This is a genomic window from Streptomyces sp. NPDC058880 (assembly GCF_042742535.1).
GTDB lineage: Bacteria > Actinomycetota > Actinomycetes > Streptomycetales > Streptomycetaceae > Streptomyces.
The window spans coordinates 75,012-95,745 of sequence record NZ_JBHYMC010000024.1 but is presented as its reverse complement, the minus strand read 5'-3'; the positions used below and the strand labels follow the sequence as shown (position 1 = coordinate 95,745).

At 72.7% G+C, this 20,734-nt stretch carries 17 protein-coding genes and 1 pseudogene; 10 read left to right on the top strand and 8 right to left on the bottom strand.

Annotated elements, in window-relative coordinates:
- Window positions 1–148 precede the first annotated feature (148 nt).
- Both ACFW2G_RS16630 and ACFW2G_RS16625 read left to right on the top strand, forming a co-directional pair.
- Window positions 149–1,033 carry a helix-turn-helix transcriptional regulator gene (locus tag ACFW2G_RS16630; RefSeq protein ID WP_037924985.1) on the top strand — a complete coding sequence of 295 codons (885 nt, stop codon included), beginning with the start codon at window positions 149–151 and terminating at the stop codon, window positions 1,031–1,033.
- Between the two features lie 206 nt (window positions 1,034–1,239).
- Window positions 1,240–1,449, top strand: a complete 210-nt coding sequence (locus tag ACFW2G_RS16625) for a DUF397 domain-containing protein (protein WP_384453139.1) — start codon at window positions 1,240–1,242, stop codon at window positions 1,447–1,449.
- Window positions 1,450–1,547: 98 nt separating this feature from the next.
- On the opposite strand, the gene ACFW2G_RS16620 is transcribed toward ACFW2G_RS16625, so the two are convergent.
- A complete protein-coding gene (locus tag ACFW2G_RS16620) occupies window positions 1,548–2,405 on the bottom strand; it encodes a hypothetical protein (RefSeq protein WP_037924982.1) in 858 nt (285 codons plus the stop codon).
- Window positions 2,406–2,567: 162 nt separating this feature from the next.
- Between ACFW2G_RS16620 and ACFW2G_RS16615 the strand changes: the two are divergent.
- Window positions 2,568–3,826 (top strand): annotated as a pseudogene (locus tag ACFW2G_RS16615) (PLP-dependent aminotransferase family protein).
- On the opposite strand, the gene ACFW2G_RS16610 reads toward ACFW2G_RS16615, so the two are convergent.
- The 3 genes from ACFW2G_RS16610 to ACFW2G_RS16600 form a co-directional block, all read right to left on the bottom strand.
- On the bottom strand, window positions 3,804–4,415 hold the full coding sequence (locus ACFW2G_RS16610) for a hypothetical protein (protein WP_384453149.1): 612 nt from the start codon (window positions 4,413–4,415) through the stop codon (window positions 3,804–3,806). The pseudogene ACFW2G_RS16615 and the gene ACFW2G_RS16610 overlap by 23 nt on opposite strands.
- A complete protein-coding gene (locus tag ACFW2G_RS16605; RefSeq protein ID WP_384584789.1) occupies window positions 4,415–4,681 on the bottom strand; it encodes a hypothetical protein in 267 nt (88 codons plus the stop codon). The genes ACFW2G_RS16610 and ACFW2G_RS16605 overlap by 1 nt, the downstream gene beginning before the upstream one ends.
- A gap of 140 nt (window positions 4,682–4,821) precedes the next feature.
- Window positions 4,822–6,144, bottom strand: a complete 1,323-nt coding sequence (locus ACFW2G_RS16600) for a diacylglycerol/lipid kinase family protein (protein WP_384453154.1) — start codon at window positions 6,142–6,144, stop codon at window positions 4,822–4,824.
- Window positions 6,145–6,427: 283 nt separating this feature from the next.
- On the opposite strand from ACFW2G_RS16600, the gene ACFW2G_RS16595 reads away from it, so the two are divergent.
- Together ACFW2G_RS16595 and ACFW2G_RS16590 are read left to right on the top strand one after the other, a co-directional pair.
- On the top strand, window positions 6,428–7,210 hold the full coding sequence (locus ACFW2G_RS16595; RefSeq protein WP_384453157.1) for an SDR family oxidoreductase: 783 nt from the start codon (window positions 6,428–6,430) through the stop codon (window positions 7,208–7,210).
- A gap of 40 nt (window positions 7,211–7,250) precedes the next feature.
- On the top strand, window positions 7,251–9,839 hold the full coding sequence (locus ACFW2G_RS16590; protein ID WP_384453160.1) for a bifunctional FO biosynthesis protein CofGH: 2,589 nt from the start codon (window positions 7,251–7,253) through the stop codon (window positions 9,837–9,839).
- 57 nt (window positions 9,840–9,896) lie between these two features.
- Here the strand turns inward: ACFW2G_RS16590 and ACFW2G_RS16585 are convergent, their stop codons facing one another.
- Window positions 9,897–10,952, bottom strand: coding sequence for a tyrosine-protein phosphatase (locus ACFW2G_RS16585; protein WP_384453163.1), 1,056 nt, complete (start codon window positions 10,950–10,952; stop codon window positions 9,897–9,899).
- Window positions 10,953–11,451: 499 nt separating this feature from the next.
- On the opposite strand from ACFW2G_RS16585, the gene ACFW2G_RS16580 reads away from it, so the two are divergent.
- Together ACFW2G_RS16580 and ACFW2G_RS16575 are read left to right on the top strand one after the other, a co-directional pair.
- Window positions 11,452–12,579 (top strand): ADP-ribosylglycohydrolase family protein, encoded by a 1,128-nt coding sequence (locus tag ACFW2G_RS16580; RefSeq protein WP_384453213.1) that lies wholly within the window; start codon window positions 11,452–11,454, stop codon window positions 12,577–12,579.
- Between the two features lie 115 nt (window positions 12,580–12,694).
- Window positions 12,695–13,555 carry a TIGR03619 family F420-dependent LLM class oxidoreductase gene (locus tag ACFW2G_RS16575; protein ID WP_384584786.1) on the top strand — a complete coding sequence of 287 codons (861 nt, stop codon included), beginning with the start codon at window positions 12,695–12,697 and terminating at the stop codon, window positions 13,553–13,555.
- 99 nt (window positions 13,556–13,654) lie between these two features.
- Here the strand turns inward: ACFW2G_RS16575 and ACFW2G_RS16570 are convergent, their stop codons facing one another.
- Window positions 13,655–17,620, bottom strand: coding sequence for a hypothetical protein (locus tag ACFW2G_RS16570; protein WP_384680952.1), 3,966 nt, complete (start codon window positions 17,618–17,620; stop codon window positions 13,655–13,657).
- An 89-nt stretch (window positions 17,621–17,709) separates the two neighbouring features.
- A complete protein-coding gene (locus ACFW2G_RS16565) occupies window positions 17,710–18,180 on the bottom strand; it encodes an ATP-binding protein (RefSeq protein WP_384584780.1) in 471 nt (156 codons plus the stop codon).
- Window positions 18,181–18,315: 135 nt separating this feature from the next.
- On the opposite strand from ACFW2G_RS16565, the gene ACFW2G_RS16560 reads away from it, so the two are divergent.
- Window positions 18,316–19,152 (top strand): Scr1 family TA system antitoxin-like transcriptional regulator, encoded by an 837-nt coding sequence (locus ACFW2G_RS16560; protein WP_384584777.1) that lies wholly within the window; start codon window positions 18,316–18,318, stop codon window positions 19,150–19,152.
- Window positions 19,149–19,397: a DUF397 domain-containing protein gene (locus ACFW2G_RS16555; RefSeq protein WP_384584774.1), complete on the top strand. Its 249-nt coding sequence runs from the start codon at window positions 19,149–19,151 to the stop codon at window positions 19,395–19,397. Before ACFW2G_RS16560 ends, ACFW2G_RS16555 begins: the two co-directional genes overlap by 4 nt.
- 12 nt (window positions 19,398–19,409) lie before the next feature.
- Here the strand turns inward: ACFW2G_RS16555 and ACFW2G_RS16550 are convergent, their stop codons facing one another.
- On the bottom strand, window positions 19,410–20,027 hold the full coding sequence (locus ACFW2G_RS16550; protein ID WP_384453178.1) for a flavodoxin family protein: 618 nt from the start codon (window positions 20,025–20,027) through the stop codon (window positions 19,410–19,412).
- 128 nt (window positions 20,028–20,155) lie between these two features.
- Here ACFW2G_RS16550 and ACFW2G_RS16545 point away from each other — a divergent pair, with 128 nt between their 5' ends.
- The gene (locus ACFW2G_RS16545; RefSeq protein ID WP_384453180.1) at window positions 20,156–20,671 is read left to right on the top strand and encodes a hypothetical protein; all 516 of its coding nucleotides are present in this window, start codon (window positions 20,156–20,158) and stop codon (window positions 20,669–20,671) included.
- The last annotated feature ends 63 nt before the right edge of the window (window positions 20,672–20,734 follow it).

Here is a 20,734-nt window from a genome sequence, read left to right as displayed (position 1 = left end):
GAGCCGGAACACCGGCTCCGCCACCCCGCGCGTCTGTGTTTTTCCCTGCCGTTCCCCAGCGGCGCCGCCCGCTTCGGTGGCAGTCTGCTGAACACCAGACACGCAGAGAGACAGCTGCACGACAGAAGAAGGCGGAGGTGCCGTCCACGTGGCGTCCAATGTCAACCCCACCGTCCGACGCCGCCGACTGGGCATGGAGCTGCGCAAGCTCCGCGAGGACAAGGGCATGACGGCCGAACAGGTCGCCGAGCGCCTCCTCGTCTCCCAGTCGAAGATCAGCCGGCTGGAGAACGGCCGCCGTTCCATCAGCCAGCGCGACGTCCGCGACCTGTGCGACGTGTACGAGGTCGAGGACCGCCGACTGATCGACTCCCTCATGCAGATGGCGAAGGACTCCCGCCAGCAGGGCTGGTGGCACGCCTTCGGCGACATCCCGTACAGCGTGTACATCGGGCTGGAGACCGACGCCGCCAGCCTGCGCACGTACGAGCCCCTGGTGATCCCGGGCCTGCTCCAGACCACCGAGTACGCGCAGGCCCTGGTCCGCGGCGCATGGCCGGAGACCGCCCCGGCCGACGTGGAGAAACGCGTCCAGGTCCGCATGCACCGGCAGAAACGGCTCTCCGAGACGGAGAACAACAACCCGGAACTCGGGCCGCTGCGCCTGTGGGCGGTCATCGACGAAGCCGCGCTCCGCCGCCACGTGGGCGACGTGCCGCTGATGGTCCGACAGCTTGAGTACTTGATAAAGCAGTCGGAGCAGCCGCACGTCACGGTGCAGGTGATGCCCTTCGAGCTGGGCGCGCACCCCGGCGTGAACGGCCAGTACGCGATCCTGGAGTTCCCGGACGCGTCCGACTCGACGGTCGTCTACATCGAGGGCGTGACCAGCGACCTGTACCTGGAGAAGGCCAACGACGTCCAGAAGTACAGCGTGATGTACGAGCACCTGCGCGCCCAGGCACTGGGGGTCGACAAGACGAGGGAGTTCATCTCGCAGATTATCAACGAATATGCCGACATGGGTGAATAGCCCCGCGGAACGGGGCGGCGGGCGGCGGGCGGGCAAAGGGTCGGCACCGTACACCGTCGATCCCCGGCCACAGAAGGCTTGAATGGAATATGCCACCCGGTCGGGTGAATGCCCCCTTCACCCGTCAGGGGCTGCCGGTAGCGTCGATCAGGTCAGCCGGAAATGGCCGACAAGACACTGGAACTACTCGCTCACCGGAGAGAAACATGGCTATTCGCCAGGGCGCCACCGACAACTGGGTCAAGTCCTCCTACTCCGCCAACGGCGCGTGCGTCGAGGTCAAGTCCCCCGTCATGGAGGCGATCGCCGTACGCGACTCGAAGGCGCAGGACGGCCCGTCCCTCACCTTCGCGCCCACCTCGTGGACCTCCTTCGTCGCCGACGTCACCGAAGGCCGGCTGGGACGCCTCGTCTGAAGGACACGACGCGTCCCGACCGTCCCGCCGGAATTGACTTGAGCCCTCTCGACCGACCCGCCGTCTTGGCCGAGGGGGCTCGGCCATGCCCGCGTACGTCAGCGCAGCTGATCGACGTACCGGTCCGTCCCCGGCACCGTCGGGATGAACGGAGCCACGAGCTCCACCCGCCCCAGACCGGCGTCCGCGACCTCCGTGTCCAGCCCCGTGAAGCGGTCCCAACAGCTCCGGGGATCCTCCTCCAGGAACCACAGCAGCGTGAGGCGCGTGTCGACCCCCTCCACCTGCTGGACGTACGTCATCCGGTCCCCTGGCAGCGGTGTCGGCCGGAAGACGGTCACCATCGCCGCCGGGGAGCCGTGCAGCCGCTCGGGCAGGGCGCGCGAGCGGAGCCACTCCAGCAGCTCGGCCCGCCCCTGCGGGCCGTCGGCGTCGACGACCTGCACCACCAGCCCGGTGTACGGGTGGTCGAGCGCGTGGTGGTCCCGCGGACCGGCGGCGCCGTCGCGGTAGACGGTGGCCGCGTGGTCCTGGAAGGCCGTGAAGACATGGGTCCGGTTGTGGTGGACGCGGCCGTCCCGGTTCAGGCGCTTGTTGATGGCGACGGTCCACTTCATGTGCTCGTCGTAGCGGCCCGCGGTGATCCAGTACGTCGACAGGTAGCAGCCGGCGGTCACCGGCCGGGCGACGGCCGACTTCTCCGGGTAGCGCAGCTCCTGCAGCTCGCGGGTGGCCACCCAGCGGCGGCCCGCGTACATCCAGGGCATGGCCATGGCGCCCGCGTAGTAGTGGTCGTCCTCGTACCAGCGGTTGTACGCGTACTCGTGGCCCGGGTGCGGTTCCACCATGGTGATCAGCGCGTGGCCGGGGCGGACCCCGTAGGGGCCGACGGCCGCCAGCGCGGCGTAGTCGTCGGCACGGGTGTCCTGCTGCGGGTCCTGCTCTGCTGTGGTCATGGGAACGGTCTAGCTGATACAACGTCAGATCGGGAGAGGGTGGCCGGAGTCGGCGGAAAGGCAGCACGGACGTCCACCCCCCGAATTATTCATGCCACCTACACGCTTCTCTCGCTACGATGCGCGCACCCGCCTCCCCGAGGAGCTTCCGTGCCCGCTGCCATCACCACCACCGCCACCCCCACCGCCACCGCGGCCGCGCCGCCGGCGTTCGCCGCCCGCACCACCTCGGTCGAGGGCTCCCCGGTGCGCGAGATACTCGCGCTCACCCAGCGGCCCGGCATCATCTCCTTCGCCGGCGGCCTTCCCGCACCCGAGCTCTTCGATACCGAGGGCCTGCGCGCCGCGTACGACGCCGCCTTCGCGCTGTCGGCGCGCCGCGCGCTCCAGTACTCGACCACCGAGGGCGCGCCGGAGCTCCGCGCGGTCGTCGCGGCGCGGGCCACGGCGCGCGGCCTACCGACCGGCCCGGGCGACGTCATGGTCACCTCCGGCTCCCAGCAGGCCCTCACCCTCGTCACCGCGGCACTGATCGAGCCGGGTGACGTGGTGCTGGTCGAGAACCCCACCTACCTCGCCGCCCTCCAGTGCTTCGGACTGGCGGGGGCGCGGGTGGTGCCCGTGCCCTGCGACGGGGAGGGCATCCTGCCGGACGCGCTCGCGGACCTCGTCGCGCGGGAGCGGCCGAAACTGCTCTACACGATCCCCACCTTCCAGAACCCGACGGGCCGCACCCTGCCGGCCGACCGCCGGGCGGCGTCGAGGCGACGGCGGCCCGGCTCGGCCTGTGGCTGGTGGAGGACGACCCGTACGGGGAGCTGCGCTACGAGGGCCGCGACGTCCCGTGGCTGGCCGCCCACCCGGGTGCGCAGGACCGTACGGCCCTGTTGGGCAGCTTCTCCAAGATGATGGCTCCGGGACTGCGCCTGGGCTGGCTCCGTGCGCCGGAGCCGCTCCTGCGGGCCGCGGTGGTCGCGAAGCAGGCGGCGGACCTGCACACCTCCACGGTGGATCAGTTGGCCGCGGCGCACTACCTCGCGACGGCGGACCTGGATGCGCACCTGGGCACCGTGCGTGCCGCGTACCGGGAGCGGCGCGACGCCCTGCACGACGCCCTCGGCCGGACCCTTCCGGCGGACTGCCGCTGGAACCTGCCCGAGGGCGGCATGTTCGTGTGGGCGCGACTCCCGGCGGACCACGACGCGACGGCCCTGTTGAGGACGGCCGTGGCGTGCGGTGTCGCCTTCGTCCCCGGCGCCCCCTTCCACACGGGCGTCCCGGACCCTCGCACGCTGCGGCTGTCCTTCACGACGCACACCCCGCGGGAGATCGCCGAGGGGGTCGGCCGCCTCGGGTCGGCACTGGCGGAGTACGGCGGGACGCCGCGGCCGCGGACCTCTAGTGCTGGAGCCCGGCCTTGAGGAGCACGATGAGCAGGCCGAGGAAGAGGTTGACGGCGCCGGCGATCACCATCAGCCGACGGGAGGCGCCGGCGCGTCGGGCGGCCACCGTCGCCCAGCCGACTTGACCGGCGAGGGCGACCAGGAGTGCCAGCCATGCGATGCCCTGCGGCCCCAGGCCGAACAGCGGCGTGATGGCCGCGGCGGCGGCCGGCGGGACGGCCGCCTCGATGATCGGGCGCTCCTCCCGGGCCGTACTGCGAATGACGGTCCAGCTCAGTCGGCCCGCCAAGCGGGCGCCGAAGAGGCGGGCGAAGACGTGCGCGGCCCAGAAGACGATGCCGGTGCCCAGCAGCAGCACGACGAGCTGCAGCCGCGGGAACGGGCCGAGGGTCCCTGCGCCGACGACGACGGAGGCGGCGAGCAGCGAGCCGTAGACGGCGCCCGTGTAGTCGCCGCGGACCTTCTCCGGAGCGCCGTCCGGAGCACCCTTCGCGGTGCGCTCCGAAGGCTGTTCCGAAGTCCGTTCCGACGCCTCGCCCGAGGCCTGGTCCGGGGAGGGCTCCCGCCCGGGACCCCGGCGGGGTTCCGGGCTGCCGGCCGGGGACACTAGGACACGGCCCCGGCCGGCGTGGTCGGCCGCTCGGGCTCGGCCGCCGTCCCGGTCCCGGGCTCGATCCCGCCGGGGACGCGCGGACGCGCCGTCCCGGGGCCGAGTTCCGGTTCGACGGCACTGCCGCCGTGGCGCGGCGGCCGGGCGGGCGCGGACTGCCGACCGGCGGCCTCGCGGCGTGAAAGGGGGCTGCTCCGCCCGGAGTCGAAGTCCTCCACGGCTGTCTCCTCTCCGCGCACGCCCGGCGGCAACGGCGTGCGCACCAGGCGCTCCCCGGGCTCAGGCCCATTGTGACGCCGCCCCGGAGGCCGGGCATCCCGGGGCGATCGCCCACGCGTACTCCCCGCGTCCGCCGCGACTCCGTCCCGCCCTCTTCACCACAGCCGGTCGGCGTCCCGCTGCCTCACCACAGCCGGTTGAGGGCCAGCGCGAGGACGTCGCGCCACTCCATGGGCGGACCGGCCGTCGGAGCTCCGGGGCGGTCCCTGGGCACCCGTACGCGCAGGGCACCCGGCCGGATGGAGCAGGTGACGGGCGTGGGCAGGGTCAGGGGCTCGCCGTCCACGGCCACGGGGATGCTCTCCGCCTCCGAGCCGATGACGACCTGCCGGGAGGTCAGGATGCGCAGGCCCGTCCCCCGTGCGCCCCGCAGCGCGATGTGGGCCGCCTGGGCGGCGTTGTCCACCCGGAGCCCCACGACCCCGAGCACGCCGAGGTCGAGGCGGGACCGGCGGGCGCCCACGGCCGTCGGTTCGGGCGACGAGTAGGGGTTGTTGCTGATCAGCAGGGCCTGCTGGGCCTCCAGGCGGGTCTTCCCGTCGGCCGTCGCGTCGAGGGTGCGGCCGGCGTCGCCGCGGAGCAGGTCGGGCAGGGCGTTCAGGGCCGAGTCCGCCTTGGCGTCCCGGTACTCGGGGCGCTGGACGACCTCCGCGTAGACGCCGAAGGAGGCCGTGTTCACGAAGGCGCGGCCGCCCACGGAACCCAGGTCGACGCTGAGCTCCTCGCCGTCCGCCAGCGCGTCCAGGCACCGCACCGGGTCCTCGCGGTCCAGCCCGAGGTCCATGGCGAAGTGGTTCCTGGTCCCTGCGGAGATCACCAGGAACGGCAGGCCGTACTCGACCGCCACCTCGGCCACCCGGGCCTGGGTGCCGTCGCCGCCGGCCACCCCGAGCAGGTCCGCCCCCTCGGCGACCGCCCGGCGGGCGACGGCGGCGACGTCCGTGGTGACGTCGCCGTCCAGTAGCACCACCCGGGCGCCGAGCGCCTCGCCCTTCTCGGCGAGGCCGAAGCGGCCGACCTTCCCGCCGCCGGACTTCGGGTTCATGATCAGGACCGGGTGCCGGGGGCGCTCGGCGGCGACGGCCCGCATGCCGGCGGGTGGCCGCGCCGCGTGCAGCGCCGTCCGTGCGCACGCGACGGCGGCCACCCACAGCACGATGGCGGCCAGCACCGTGGGCCACAGGTCGGCCCGGGCGTAGATGACGAGGACGGCCACCGGCGCGGCCACGGCCAGCACGCCCCCGGCCAGCCGGACCGGCCCGCGGTGGGCGACCACCCACCACGTGCCCACGGCGGTGAGTGCCGCTCCGGCCGCCCCGACCACGACGACGACCAGCCCGCCGCCGACCGCCACCAGCGCCACCCCGGCGCCCAGCGCGCACAGGAGTGCCAGCAGCGCGAACAGCCGGGCGCGTGCGGGCGCGCCCGGAGGGTGCGCGAGCGCCATGGTCCTCACGTCCTCCGACCGGGGCCCGGCGCGGCGCGTCGTCCCCGCCGGAATGCGTTCCCTTCCGATCATCCCCCGAACGCCGGGCCCCGTCGACGTGGCCGAAGCCCGGCGGCGGGCCGGCCGGAGTCGTACCGGCAGGGTGGAGGGGCGGGGCGGCCGGCTGTGGCACCCGTCGATGCGCGCCGCACCCCGCGGGCGGTGCGCGCCCCTTCCCACCGGGGCGCAGGCACCCTAGCCTGACGGATCGTCAGATACGTCTGCGCCCGCCCGGAGGTACACCGTGCTGCTGCGAGGGAAAACCGTCATCATCTCCGGCGTCGGGGCCGGGCTCGGACATCAGGTGGCCGCCGCCGTGGTGCGGGACGGCGGAAACGCCGTCCTCGGGGCGCGGACCCCCGCGCGTCTGGCCAAGTCCGCCGCCGAAATCGACCCCGGCGGCGCCCACACCGCCCACCGCCCGACCGACATCGGAGACGAGGCGCAGTGCGAGGCCCTCGCCGCCCTGGCCGTGGAGCGGTTCGGGGGCGTCGACGCCGTCGTGCACGTCGCCGCCTGGGACTCGTACTTCGGTGGGCTGGAGGATGCCGACTTCGGGACCTGGCAGCAGATCATCGACGTCAACCTGCTGGGCACCCTGCGCATGACCCGGGCCTGCCTGCCCGCCCTCAAGGAGGGCGGCGGATCCGTGGTCATCATCGGGACGCAGTCCGCCGTCGCGGCGCCCAACGAGGTGCAGCAGGCCGCCTACGCCGCCTCCAAGGGGGCCCTGACCTCCGCCATGTACTCGATGGCCCGCGAGCTCGGCCCGCACCGGATCCGTGTCAACACCGTGCTGCCGGGCTGGATGTGGGGCCCTCCCGTCCAGGCCTTCGTCACCTTCACCGCCCACGCCGAGGGCGTGCCCGAGGCCGAGGTGCGCGCCCGTCTCACCGCGCGCATGGCATTGCCCGACCTCGCCACGGACGGGGACGTCGCCGACGCCGCCGTCTTCCTCGCCTCCGACCGCGCTCGGGCGATTACCGGCCAATCACTGCTGGTCAACGCCGGTGAGCTGATGAGATGACGCTCTCCACCACCGGGACGTCGGATCGTATGCTCGCCCCATGACCACTCCGAGTGACGCTCCGACCGAAAACGCGATGCGCCGCGCGCTGCGACGGGCCCGAGACGGTGTCGCGCTCGACGCGGCCGAAGCGGCCGTGCTGCTCCAGGCGCGGGGCGAGGCCCTCCGGGACCTCTCGGCCTCTGCCGCTCGCGTCAGGGACGCCGGGCTCACCGCCGCCGGGCGGCCCGGCGTCATCACGTACTCGCGCAAGGTGTTCATCCCCCTCACCCGGCTCTGCCGCGACACGTGCCACTACTGCACCTTCGTCACCGTCCCCGGCAAGCTCCGCCGCAGCGGCCACGGGATGTACCTCTCCCCCGACGAGGTCCTCGACATCGCCCGCCGGGGTGCGGCGATGGGCTGCAAGGAAGCCCTCTTCACCCTCGGCGACCGCCCCGAGGACCGCTGGCCCGAGGCACGCGAGTGGCTCGACGCGCACGGCTACGACGACACCCTCGCCTACGTCCGCGCCATGGCGATCCGGGTGCTGGAGGAGACCGGGCTGCTGCCGCACCTCAATCCCGGCGTCATGTCGTGGTCGGACCTTCAACGGCTCAAGCCGGTCGCCCCGTCCATGGGCATGATGCTGGAGACCACCGCCACCCGCCTGTGGTCCGAGCCCGGCGGTCCTCACCACGGCTCCCCCGACAAGGAACCGGCCGTGCGGCTGCGGGTGCTGGAGGACGCGGGCCGCTCCAACGTCCCCTTCACCACCGGCGTCCTGATCGGCATCGGCGAGTCCTACGCGGAACGGGCCGAGGCCTTCTTCGCACTGCGCCGGGTCCAGCGCAGCTACCACGGCATCCAGGAGGTCATCGTCCAGAACTTCCGCGCCAAGCCGGACACCGCCATGCGCGGCATGCCGGACGCGGAGCTGGAGGAGCTGGCCGCCGCGATTGCCGTCGCCCGCCACGTCCTGGGCCCCAGCGCCCGCATCCAGGCCCCGCCGAACCTGGTGGACGCCGAATACGCCCTGCTCATCGGTGCGGGCATCGACGACTGGGGCGGCGTGTCCCCGCTGACCCCCGACCACGTCAACCCCGAGCGCCCCTGGCCGCACATCGAGGAGCTGGCCGCCCGGACCGCAGCCGCCGGCTTCCAGCTGCGCGAACGCCTGACCGTCTACCCGGAGTTCCTCCAGCGCGGCGAGCCCTGGCTGGACCCGCGCCTGCTGCCGCACGTGCGGGCCCTGGCCGACGCGGAGACCGGGCTCGCCGACGAGCGGGCGGTCGTCGAGGGGCGGCCGTGGCAGGAACCCGACGAGGGCTTCGCCGCGTACGGCGCCGGCACCGGCCGTACGGACCTGCACGCCACCATCGACACCGAGGGCCGCACCGCCGACCGGCGCGAGGACTTCGACCACGTCTACGGCGACTGGGAGGCCCTACGCGAGGCCGCCGCCCCCGGCATGGTGGCGGAGCGCATCGACACCGACGTACGCGCCGCCCTGGCGCAGGCCGCCGACGACCCGACACGGCTGACCGACGCCCAGGCGCTGGCGCTGTTGCACGCGGACGGTCCCGCGCTCGACGCACTGTGCCGGATCGCCGACGACCTGCGCCGGGCGGTCGTGGGCGACGACGTCACCTACATCGTCACGCGGAACATCAACTTCACCAACGTCTGCTACACCGGCTGCCGTTTCTGCGCCTTCGCGCAGCGCCGCACCGACGCCGACGCCTACACCCTCTCCCTCGACCAGGTCGCCGACCGGGCCGCCCAGGCCTGGGACGTCGGCGCGGTCGAGGTGTGCATGCAGGGCGGCATCCACCCCGACCTGCCGGGGACGGCGTACTTCGACATCGCGCGGGCCGTCCGGCAGCGGGTGCCGGGCATGCACGTGCACGCCTTCTCCCCGATGGAGGTCGTCAACGGCGCGACCCGCACGGGCATGTCCGTACGGGACTGGCTGACGGCGGCCAAGGAGGCCGGGCTGGACTCGATCCCGGGGACGGCGGCGGAGATCCTGGACGACGAGGTGCGCTGGGTCCTGACCAAGGGCAAGCTGCCGGCGGCGGACTGGATCGACGTCGTCGCCACCGCGCACGAGCTGGGGATCCGCTCCTCGTCGACGATGATGTACGGGCATGTGGACCAGCCCCGGCACTGGCTCGGCCACTTCCGCACGCTGGCCCGGATCCAGCAGGAGACCGGCGGTTTCACGGAGTTCGTGACGCTCCCGTTCATCCACACCAACGCCCCCGTGTACCTGGCGGGCATCTCCCGGCCCGGTCCCACCGTCCGCGACAACCGCGCGGTGACGGCGATGGCCAGGCTCCTGCTGCACCCGCACATCCCCAACATTCAGACGAGCTGGGTGAAGCTGGGGGCGGAGGGCGCGGCCGAGATGCTCCGCTCCGGGGCGAACGACCTGGGCGGGACGCTGATGGAGGAGACCATCTCCCGCATGGCCGGGTCGGGTTACGGCTCGTACAAGTCGGTCAAGGACCTGGTGGCGGTCGCCGAGGCGGCGGGCCGTCCCGCGAAGCCCCGTACGACGCTGTACGGGGAGGTGCCCGAGGAGCGGCAGCGGGCGGCCCTCGCGTCGGACGGGCACCTGCCGGAGCTGCTGCCCGTACTGGACTGAGCGGGGCAGGGCGGGGAGGGGGTTCGGCAGAAGCGGGCTCTCCTCCCCGCCGGACGGTCAGCCGACGAGCAGGTCCTTGCGGAGCTGCTTCAGCTCGCGGGCGTCGATGCCGAGTCCGTCCTTGAGGTAGCGGTCGAAGGAGCCGTAGGCGGCCTCGACCTCGTCGTAGCCGGCGTTTAGGTACTCGGGCCGCACGTCCAGCAGCGGCTTGTAGACGGCGGCCTGGTCGGCGGGCAGGTGCGAGAGGATCGCCTCGTTGGCGGCTTTGCGGTAGTCGTTGCTGGCCAGGTAGTCGGCCTCGACGGTCTGGCGGGGCACACCGAGGGCGGTCAGCAGGGCGGCGCCCGCCCAGCCGGTGCGGTCCTTACCGGCGGTGCAGTGGAAGAGGACGGAGCGGGCGCGGGCGCGATCGTGCTCGATGCCTTCGAAGACGCGCGTGTACGCCTTCGTGCCGCCCTCGCCGGACACCATCGCCCGTTCGGCGTCGACCATGGCCCGGACGGCCTCGTCGGGGGTGCGGGGCATGGTCCGGAAGGAGTCGGAGCCCGCGAAGACGTCGGCGACGACGTAGGAGGCGCCCGCGGGGACCTTGTCGGCGTCCTTGCTGCGCTCGTCCTGCGTGCGCAGGTCGAAGACGGTCCTGATGTGCAGGCGCCGGAGCTTGGCGAGGTCGTTCGCGGTGAGCCCGCCGAGGGCGTCGGAGCGGTAGACCTCGCCCATCTTCACCCACTGCCCGGTGCTGGTGCGGTAGCCGCCGGCGTCACGGAAGTTGGCGGTGCCGTCGAGCTGGATCAGGCGGTCGGCGAGGCGCAGGCCGTGGCCGTGCTGCGGTGTGAAGTCGAACCACTGGCGGTCGGCGGCGGGCAGGCCCGTGACCACGGCCCGGCCCTGGGCGCCGCCCCTGGCGACGACCTTGCCGTTCGCCTTGATCTCGACCCGCCTGGTGCCTGGGGCCTTCCAGTCCAGCGTGAAGGAGCCGTCGGCTCCGGCGGTGACGGTGGCCTCGGTGAAGGGGATGGCCGAGCGGTTGCCGGCGTGGGCGGCGGGGGCGGTGATCAGGGCCGCGGTGAGCGCGGACGCGACGACGGTCGCGGCGAGGAGAGCCTTCTTCATGGCGTCGAGGCTCGGCGGCCGTGGAGAACGTCGGATGAACGCGGCGTGGCCGGAACCGGCCGCACCGAAGGCAAGTGGCAAAACGTGCCACCGGTCGTTCGGCGGCTGGAACTGTTCGTGTTCCGGCCGATCTCTGCTCACTTATGGACCTCTCGGCGTACCACTTCCGGTTTCGATCGAACCTGTCCACTACAGTGCGGATTTCGCAGGGGCGGCGATTACAGGTCAGCGGGGGGGCGCGGTGCCGGGGGTGGACGACGTGGTCGGTACGGACGGCGAGCGGCGGCAGAACGCCCACCAGGCGCCACCGCCCGGCACCCCCCTCCCCGGCCCGGACACCCCGTCGAGCGGTACGAACACCCCTGGCCCGGACGCGGAGAAGCCCGCCCCGGATCCCGCGGGCGGCCGCGGCACGGTCGCCCCGCACGGCACCGCCGACCCGGCCGGCGGCCCGGCACGGGGCGGCGTGGGAGGGGCCGAGCGGACGCTCGGGCGGGGGATCGCCACCGGGCTCTGGGGGCGGATCGAGCAGCAGGACTTCCGCAGCCGCATCCGCGGCACCCTCCTCGGCGCGGCCCTCGGCGATGCCTTCGGCGCGCCCCTCGCCGGCCTGTCCCTCGACGCCGTCCGCACCGCCCACGGACCGGACGGCCTGACCGCTCCCGCCGTCGCCCACGGCCGGCGCGGCCGGGTGACCGCCGCCACCCAGCTCACCCTCTTCACCGTGGACGGCCTGATCCGGGCCCACGTCCGCCGGGACACCGGCACCTGGCACCCGCCCACCGACGTGCACCGCGCGTACCGCCGCTGGGCGGCGACCCAGCACGACTGGGGCCCCGACGAGCGCCGCGAGGACAACGGCTGGCTCGCGCAGGAAGAGTGGCTCTACGCCCGCCGCGACCCCGACCGCGACTGCCTGACCGGCTTCGGAGACGACGTCCTCGCCCCCTTCGACCAGCCCAAGAACCCGGCCGCCCGCGGCCCGGCCGCCGCCGTCCGCTCGGCCCCCTTCGGGCTGCTGGTCGGCTGGGAACCCGGCCTCGTCCTCCAGCTCGCCGTCGAGTGCGCCGCCCAGAGCCACGGCCATCCCACCGCCCACCTCGCCGCGGGCGCCCTCGCCGTCCTCGTCCACGGCCTCATCCGCGGCGACTCCCTCGACGCCGCCATCCAGCGCACCCTGGGCCTGTTGGGAGCCCGCCCCGGACATCAGCCCGTCACCGACGCCCTCCAACGCGCCACGGCGGCCGTCACCCAGGGCGCGCCCGGCCCCGACGCCGTCGAAGCGCTGTCCCCCGGCTTGGCCGCGCCCGACGCCGTACCCGACGCCGCGGACGCCCTCGCCGTCGCCGTCTACTGCGCCCTGGTCGCCGAGGATGTCGCCCACGGCCTGCGCCTCGCCGTCAACCACGGCGGCGACTCCGTTGCCTCCGGCACCCTGTGCGGGGCGCTGCTCGGCGCGCTCCACGGAGAGACCGCCCTGCCTCCCGCCTGGCTCGCGGAGCTGGAGGGCCGTGCCACCCTCCTGGAGCTGTGTGACGACTTCGCCCTGGAGATGACCCAGGGCCCGGCCCTCCACGGCCCCTCCGCCTCCTCCCCCGGCTGGCTGGCCCGCTACCCCCGCGGCTGACACGGGCCGTCCGCGGCTGACACGGGCCTTCGCGACCTGACGCACCCTCAACAAGCGGGTCGGCAGCCCGTACCGTGGCGTTCCCACGTCCCGGCTGCCGGAGGTGCCAGCACCCATGCGGATCGCCACGACCGTCTTCCTCACCGACCGCACCGTCTCCCCCGCCCGTCTCGCCCGCAGCCTGGAGGAACGCGGCTTCTCGGGCCTCTACCTCCCCGAGCACACCCACATCCCGGTCTCCCGCGAGACCCCCGCCCCGATGGGCGGCGAACTCCCCGAGATGTACGGGCGCACCCTCGACCCCTTCATCGCCCTCGGCCAGGCCGCCGCGGTCACCCAGCGGCTGCACCTGGGCACCGGCATCACCCTGGTGGCACAGCACGACGGCATCGGCCTGGCGAAACAGGTCGCGACCCTCGACCACCTCTCCGGCGGCCGTTTCACCCTGGGCATCGGCTACGGCTGGAACGTCGAGGAGGCCGCCGACCACGGCGTCGAGTGGCGCACCCGCCGCGACCTGGTCCGCGACCGGATGGCCCTGATGCGCGCCCTGTGGGCGCCCGAGCCGACCGCGTACGTGGGCCAGTACTGCTCCGTCCGGGCCAGCAGCGCCCACCCGAAGCCGGTCCAGGCCCCGCGCGAACTAGGCCCCGGCTCGGCCCTGCACGGGCCCCGCACCCTGATCGGCGGAGCGGTCGGCCCGAAGCTCTTCGCCGCGATCGCCGACCACGCCGACGGCTGGCTGCCGATCGGCGGCGGCGGCCTGACCGAGTCCCTGCCGGTGCTGCGCCAGGTGTGGGAGACCGCCGGCCGTGACCCGAAGTCCCTCCAGGTGGTCCCGTACGCCGTCCACCCCAGTGCGGGCAAGCTCGCCCACTACGCCGACCTCGGCATCGAGGAGGTCGTCCTCCAGCTCCCCTCGGCCCCCGAGCCGGAGACCCTGCGCGCCCTGGACGGGTTCGCCCAGTACCTCTGACCTCCCCGCCCCGCCCCGCCCCGCCCGGTCCCCGCGGACAGCAGCGGGGCCCGCCCGATCGTGCGATCGGACGGGCCCCGGTTCAGCGCTGCCGGATCCTCAGGACGTGAAGTAGCCGTTCAGGTCGGCGATCACGTCGGTGGAGCCGGAGTTGTTGAAGAACGTCACCCGCCCGTCCACGACGGGCACGACCACCAGGTTGGCGACGGTCCGCCCGGCGGTGTAGTTGAGGTTCGAGACGCCCGGCCGTGCGGCCCCGTGGGGGTGGACGATCAGGTGGCTGGCCTCGGTGGGGTTGGTGACCGTGACGTTCAGGACGACGGCGGTCACTCCTTGCGCGGGCACTCCCGCGGCCCCTGCGACCTGGAGGCTCACCGAACCGCCCGGACCGACCGCCCCGGCGCGGGCGCCGGTGCCGTCACGGGTGTCGAGGAGGCGGACCGGGCCCGCCGCGGAGAACACCGACCCCTCGGCAGCGTAGTAGCCGGTGACGTCGGCGATGAGGTCCACCGAGCCCGAGTTGTTCCGCAGGTCGACCTTGCCGTTCACCACCGGCACCGTCACCAGGTTGGGGACGATCTGCCCGGGCGTGAAGTTGAGGTTGGACACGCCCGGGGCCGCCTGCCCATTGGGGTAGACGGTGACGTGACCGGCCTCGGTCGGCTGGACGGCGGTCACGTTCATGACGACCGCCGTGACCCCGGTGGCCGGAACGCCCTTCACGCCCGCGACCTGCAGGGTGACGACCCCGCCCGGACCGACCCGCCGCTTGGTCGCACCCGTGCCGTCACGGGTGTCCAGGAACCGTGCCGGCGTGATCGGGTTCAGCGCGGAGCCGGCCCCGGCCTGGTCGGTGTAGTAGCCCGTCACGTCGGCGATCAGGTCCACCGAACCGGCGTTGTTGCGCAGGTCGACCTTGCCGTTGACCACCGGCACCGTCACCAGATTGGGGACGATCTGCCCGGGCGTGAAGTTCAGGTTCGACACCTTGGGGACGGCCTGCCCGTTCGGGTAGACCATCACGTGACCGGCCTCGGTCGGCTGGACGGCGGTCACGTTCATGACGACCGCCGTGACCCCGGTGGCCGGAACGCCCTTCACGCCCGCGACCTGCAGGGTGACGACCCCGCCCGGACCGACCCGCCGCTTCGCCGCACCCGTGCCGTCACGGGTGTCCAGGAACCGTGCCGGGCCGTGCGGCACGAACCGGCTGCCCTTCGGGGCGGGGGCCGGGACGGGCTCGGTGACGGTGTAGGCCTTCGGCAGGTATCCACGCGAGGGCACCCCGGCCGTGTAGCCGACGCCGTCGAGAACCAGATCGTACGCGGCCGGCTCCAGGCCCCTGGTGTCCACCTGGACGGTTAGCTCGGTGCCGTCCGCGTTGACGGCGAGCGGGGTCAGGAGCGCCTGCTGACCGCTTCCCTCACGCGCCAGCTTCATGCGGGTCTTCAGAGTGAGCGAGGTACCTCGGACGACGGCCCGCGTCTGGGTGTTCGCCGCACTGGTGTCGGGGCTGATCGAGGCCGGGGCCTCGATTTCCGGCACGTAACACTGGCCACATGCCCCGCGCATGCCGTAGACGGCCGGCGTCGGGGTCCTGCCGGCGCTCAGCATCAGGAGGCCCTGCGCAGGCTCGGCCTCCTGGTCCGCCTTGCAGTAGGCGCTGAACTGGTCCCACTGCTGCCTACAGCCGTACTGGGGATCTGCGGTACTCCACTCGCGGCCGTCGTGCAGGCTCAGCGCAGGAGCGGGCGTGTTCTTGTCGGCGTTGGTCGTGAAACCGGTGACGTAGAAAGACTCCCCGGGATTCATGTCGACCACGGCGCAGTGCGCGGTCGACGTCTCCGAGAGCACTCCGCCTCGCAAGGCGAAACCGTCGACGGAGACCGAGTTGGCCATGCACTCGGGCGCCCAGCCGGCGGCCGTGCCCACCTTCCATATGTCCATGGCGCTGCTGACGGGCTGGTCGGCGTACAGGCGGGCCGACAGCACGGCCGTGTAGGCGGTCGAGCCCGTCACCTTGCACGGGAGGCTGTTCGCCTGCTGGCAGAGCAGGTTGCCGTCCGCGTCGAGGACCGTGAGCCAGGTGGCGGTGATGTTCTTCAGGTACCACCCGGCCATGCGGTCGCCCAGCCAGAACTTGTCGGTCGCGGCACCGCCGATACGCAGGCAGCGGGCGTCCAGAGGCGCGCCGAGCACGACGGGAAGGGACGGACCGCCCACCTTGGTGGACACCGTGGCCGTGCACGTCGCCGCGGGGGAAACGTCCCGCCGTGCCAACTTGACGGAGTACATTCCGGCGCTCTCCACCAGCGCCGTGTAGGACACCCCGGGAGCGAGTCGGCAGCTGACGGGTACGACTCCGGTGCACGCAGCAGTACCCGACGGGTCGAACAGCTGGACCAGGCCCCCTCGACCGTCCGCGTCAACGCGGTCGACCAGCTCAGCGGTGGAGTGCTGGTCGGCCGGAATGCTCAGGCAAGCGTGCTTTACCCCCGTAATCTGAGCCCCCGCAGAGCCGTCGAAGCCGGTGCGGGGCCATGCAGCGCAGCCGGTGTGGTCGCCGGTCCGGTGGCTGGTCAGCCCGTACGTGCCCGGCGTTCCGCTGAGCACCGCCCTGAAGGGGGCGGTGCCGGTCAGCTTGCAGGTGACAGACGTGGCACCGAGAGGGCCGTTCAGTTCGCACTGCTCTTTGCCCGACGCGTCGTTGACCACGACGTGGAGTCCGTTCAGGGGCGCAGGGTTGAGCAGGTAGACGCCGTTTCCGCTTGCGGTCGGCAGGGTCAGGCACAGTCGCTGTCCGGGTGCAGCGAAGACGGCGTTGACGGGACCGGTGGCCAGTCCGTTGTCGTGGGTCGTGGTGCAGCCGCGGGTCTCCTTGGCCGAGTGGAACGCCATGCCGTACGGCGAGCTGTCCAGCACCTGGGTGTAGTTCACCCACGTGTAGTCGCCGGCGGTCAGGTCACAGGTTCCGCGCCAGCATTCGTCGTGCCTTGACGTCGCGTCCGACGAGAGCAGATGTCCCTGAGGCGCGTAGTACGACGCGGTGACGACGGGGCCGAAGGTGTACCGGGCGGAGTGCGTGGCCCGCATGAGCCTGCACGGCACGGTGGAGCTCAGGTCGGGCGAGGTGCCGAACACCTGCGGCTCCACCACGGGACACCCTTCCGGCTTGGAGAGCCGTGCGAAGGTGAGCTTGTAGGGATACTCCGAACCGCTGGTGACGACCCGGAAGGGTGCGGCGCCCGTGAGCCTGCAGTCGAGGTAGGAATAGTTCGGGGGGACGCAGAGCTTGTTGCCGTCACCGTCGTAGATGTCCGTGGTGACGGCATAGCCCTCGTGGACGGTGGCGCGCAGCATGTCGTCCGCTGCAAGGGACAGGGCGTAGCAGTCCGTCGAGCCGACCGGCACCTGCCCCTGTATGACCCTCGGGGCGCCGAGCCTGCTGTCGGCGGCGCTCACGCTCTCGCACGTGGCGGAGAGCAGAGCGAGGTACGAGATGGACAGGTCGCTGTCGTCAGCCCCGGGGTAGTTGTTCGCGATCTGCAGCGAGTACGTCCCCGCACCGTTCGTGGGGCAGTGGTACCTGCTCTCGATCAGTCGGCAGCTCACCGTGGTGCCGTCCGGCGCGATCAGCTTGGTTACCACGAACGTCCTGGACGTGACGGCCCGGTAGCGGACCATGTCCTTCTGCTGCGGCAGGGTGAGCGCGAAGGATGCGGTCTGGCCGCCCTTGATCATGCAGTTGACGACCGCGCGCGGAGCCAGCTCCGCAGGGCAGACGTCTGTCACCTCGCTCTGTTGCAGAGCCCGCACCTCTGCCTGGCGCTGCGCCTCGCGCTCCGCCGCGGGGTCCTTCTTCGGTGCCGCCTGCGGGCCTGTCGGGGCGGCCGACGGCGCACCCGCCCCGGCCTCCTCCCGGAGCGAAGCGGCAGCAGGAGGCTCGGCCGACACCGCGAGCGCGGTACCGGCCTGGCCCGTGAGCGAGGCCAGCAGCGTCAGCAGCAGGGCCCCCGAGGCGAGGCCGCGTCCTCTGGCACGTCTGATCTGCGCTCTTCTGCCCATGGGCAGGAATCTCATGAACCCCCCAGTTCCGGTGAGCCCGGGCCTGTGACGATCACGGCCGCACGGGCATGCGGAGCTTACCCGCCGGTTTACAGGCGGCGCACCGGAGTACCCGTGCCCGGTGGGTGGGCCGTCCGGCGGCGCGGCAGCTCGGCCCAGACCGTCTTGCCGATGACGCGGTCCGTGACGCCCCAGTCGGCGGCGACGGCGTCCACGAGGCGCAGGCCGTAGCCGGCCTCCGCCTCGTAGGCGTGCGGCCGCAGCACCGGGCGGCGGTCGCGGCGGGCGTCGGAGACCTCGATGCGCAGGAGTTCCTCCAGGAGCGTCAGCTTCAGCTCGAAGTCCCGCCCCGGGACCCGCCCGTGCCGGACGGCGTTGGCGGCGAGCTCGGCCACGAGGAGCCCGGCGTCGGCGGAGAACGCGGTGGATTCGGGGAAGCCCCAGGCATGAAGCTCGACGAGGGCCAGCTGTCGGGCCAGCCGGGCCCCGCGGCGGGTACTGGCGAAACGCTGAGTGAACACGCGTACGAGGGTCCGGGCGCGGCCGGAGGGTGCGGTCATGGCGCCAACATCCCGCCCGACCAGGCTCGTTCAACACCACTCGGGCTCGTACAAACCAACTGTACGAGCCCGCTCGCTGGACAGGCGCGGTCACGGTGCGTGAGTCTGCTGTCGGGGATCGGGGAGGTGACCGCCATGGTGCGTGCCGACGACAACGGCGACGGCGAGGTCGAGCCGGACGACAACCTGCGCAGCTTCGGCGAGACGGTCAAGGCCTCCCGCAAACGCGCCGGCCTGACCCAGGAGCAGCTGGCCCCGCTGATCGGGTACTCGGTGCAGTACGTCGGCTCGGTGGAGCAGGGCCGCCGCCACCCGTCGCAGAAGTTCGTGTCCAAGACCGAGGCGGTCCTGGACACCTTCGGCGTCATCGACATCGCCGCGAAGCAGCTGACGCGGCGGCGGGGGCTGGCGACCTGGTTCCGGCGGTGGGCGGAGCTGGAGGAGGGCGCCGTCATCCTCAATACGTACGAGTGCCGGTCCGTGCCGGGGCTCCTCCAGCCGGAGTCGTACGCCCGCGCCCTCATCGACAACGTCCCGCCGCTGGCCACCCCGGAGGAGGCGGAGGCCCGTGTCGCGGTGCGGCTGGAACGGCAGAAGCTGCTCCACCGCACCCCGTACGCCCTCTTCAGCTTCGTCATCGAGCAGGCGCTGATCGAGCGGCGGACGGGCGGGCCGCAGGTCACGCGGGAGCTGGTCGACCGGCTCCTGGAGTGCGGGGACCTGCCCAACGTGGACGTCCAGATCATGCCGCTGGTCCAGCCGGTGCACGCGGGCACCGACGGCCCCTTCCAACTCCTGGAAACCGATGAACACGAGTGGCTGGGCTACAGCGAAGGACAGAAGACCGGCCAGGTCATCACCGACCCGAAAGCCATCAGCGTGCTCCACCAGCGGTATGCCAAACTTCGCATCCAGGCCCTCAATCCGGCGGACAGCACGGGCCTGTTGATGCGAATGCGAGGTTCCCTGTGAACAGCTCCGACTTGCGATGGTTCAAGAGCAGCTACAGCGGAAGCGAGGGCGACAGCTGCGTCGAGGTCGCCCTCTCCTGGCACAAGTCCACGTACAGCGGTAGCCAGGGCGACGACTGCGTCGAGGTCGCCGCCTGCCCCGATGCCGTGCACGTCCGGGACTCGAAGGTGACGGCCGGCCCCGAGCTGGCCGTCACCCCCGGCGTCTGGACCGCGTTCCTGGGCGGCGTCACCGCCACCGGCTGAGCGGCGGCGCGGCTACCGCTCCCCGGTCTCCTCCTCCGCGGGGAACCGGGCGAGCGGGGCCTCGCGCGCGAAGAAGGTCTTGGCGCGGGTCAGCGCGCGCTCGTCGGCGCGCACCTGGCCGGGCCGGGAGCCGTTGCCGAGCAGGACCCCGCCGAAGCGCATCCCCATGTAGGCGGCCGTGTTGTTGAGGCTGGTGATCAGCCCGCCCGCGGTGGCCTCGTTCTCCTCGGCCATCGCCGTGACGCCCCACAGCGTGCGGCCGCCCATCCGCTTCTTGAAGTCCATGCCGGGTACTCCCAGCCAGCCGGACCAGTAGTCGAGGTAGCGCTTGGTGCCGGCGGAGACCGCGTACCAGTACAGCGGCGAGGCGATCACGATGTCGGTGGCCTCCAGCGTGGCCCGGCGCAGTTCCTCCTCCTGCTCGCTCACGGGCCAGGTCCCGTCCTCGTGCCGGCCGTCCTGGAAGTCGGGCAGCGGGTCCTTCGCGAGGTCCACCCAGCGCTGCGGGATGCCGGTGGGCAGTTGTTCGGCCGCTGCCCGGGCGAGGATCTCGGTGTTGCCGTCCGGGCGGGAGCTGCCGAGGACGAAGAGGAACGATCGCTCGGCGTCGTCACGTATGTCGGTCGTCATGCGCCGTGCAACTCCCGCTGCTTGCGGAGCCATTCCGTCCGGCCCGTCGGGGGTGAAATCCAGTCGACGGCGGGCCCTTCCGCCGGGGATCCTGACGGCCGGACACCTGTCGAGGGGAGCGGACGGACATGCCGGGCACGCAGGCGCGGGACGCGCATCACTGGGAGTCGCTCCCGGCGGGAATCCGCGCCCAGGTCGACGGTTACGTCCTCCAGGACCGCCTGATGCAGGCCGTGAAGCTCGTGTGGGACGCCGGACGCGCCCGCGGCGTCGGTCTGCACGAGGCCCAGCTGCTGGTCCACGAGCGGTACGTCCTCCACGGCGACCGGATCGCCCGCACCCCCGAGAGTCCGCTGGACCTGGAGTCCCTGTCCGCCCTGACGAGCGGCCTGCCGGGGCGGGTTGCGGCGATCGAGGCGGTCTGGGACGGGGACACCGTCCACGACTGGTTCGTGAAACTCCTGGCGATCACCGACGACCCCGCCGGGGAGCGCCACCTGGCCACCGTCCACAGCCGCCGGGACCGCGACCGGGCCGAGGCCGCCGCCGAGGCGGGCCGCACCCTGGCCGACCACCTCGGCGTGCCGTTCCACTTCCCCGAGCCCTCGAACCCGGGCTACGACGCCCCGCGCTGGCGCCCCTGAGAGGAGCCCGGGCCGTGCCCGGGCAACGCGGGCAGCGGCGGCAACGGCACCATGAGCGGCACC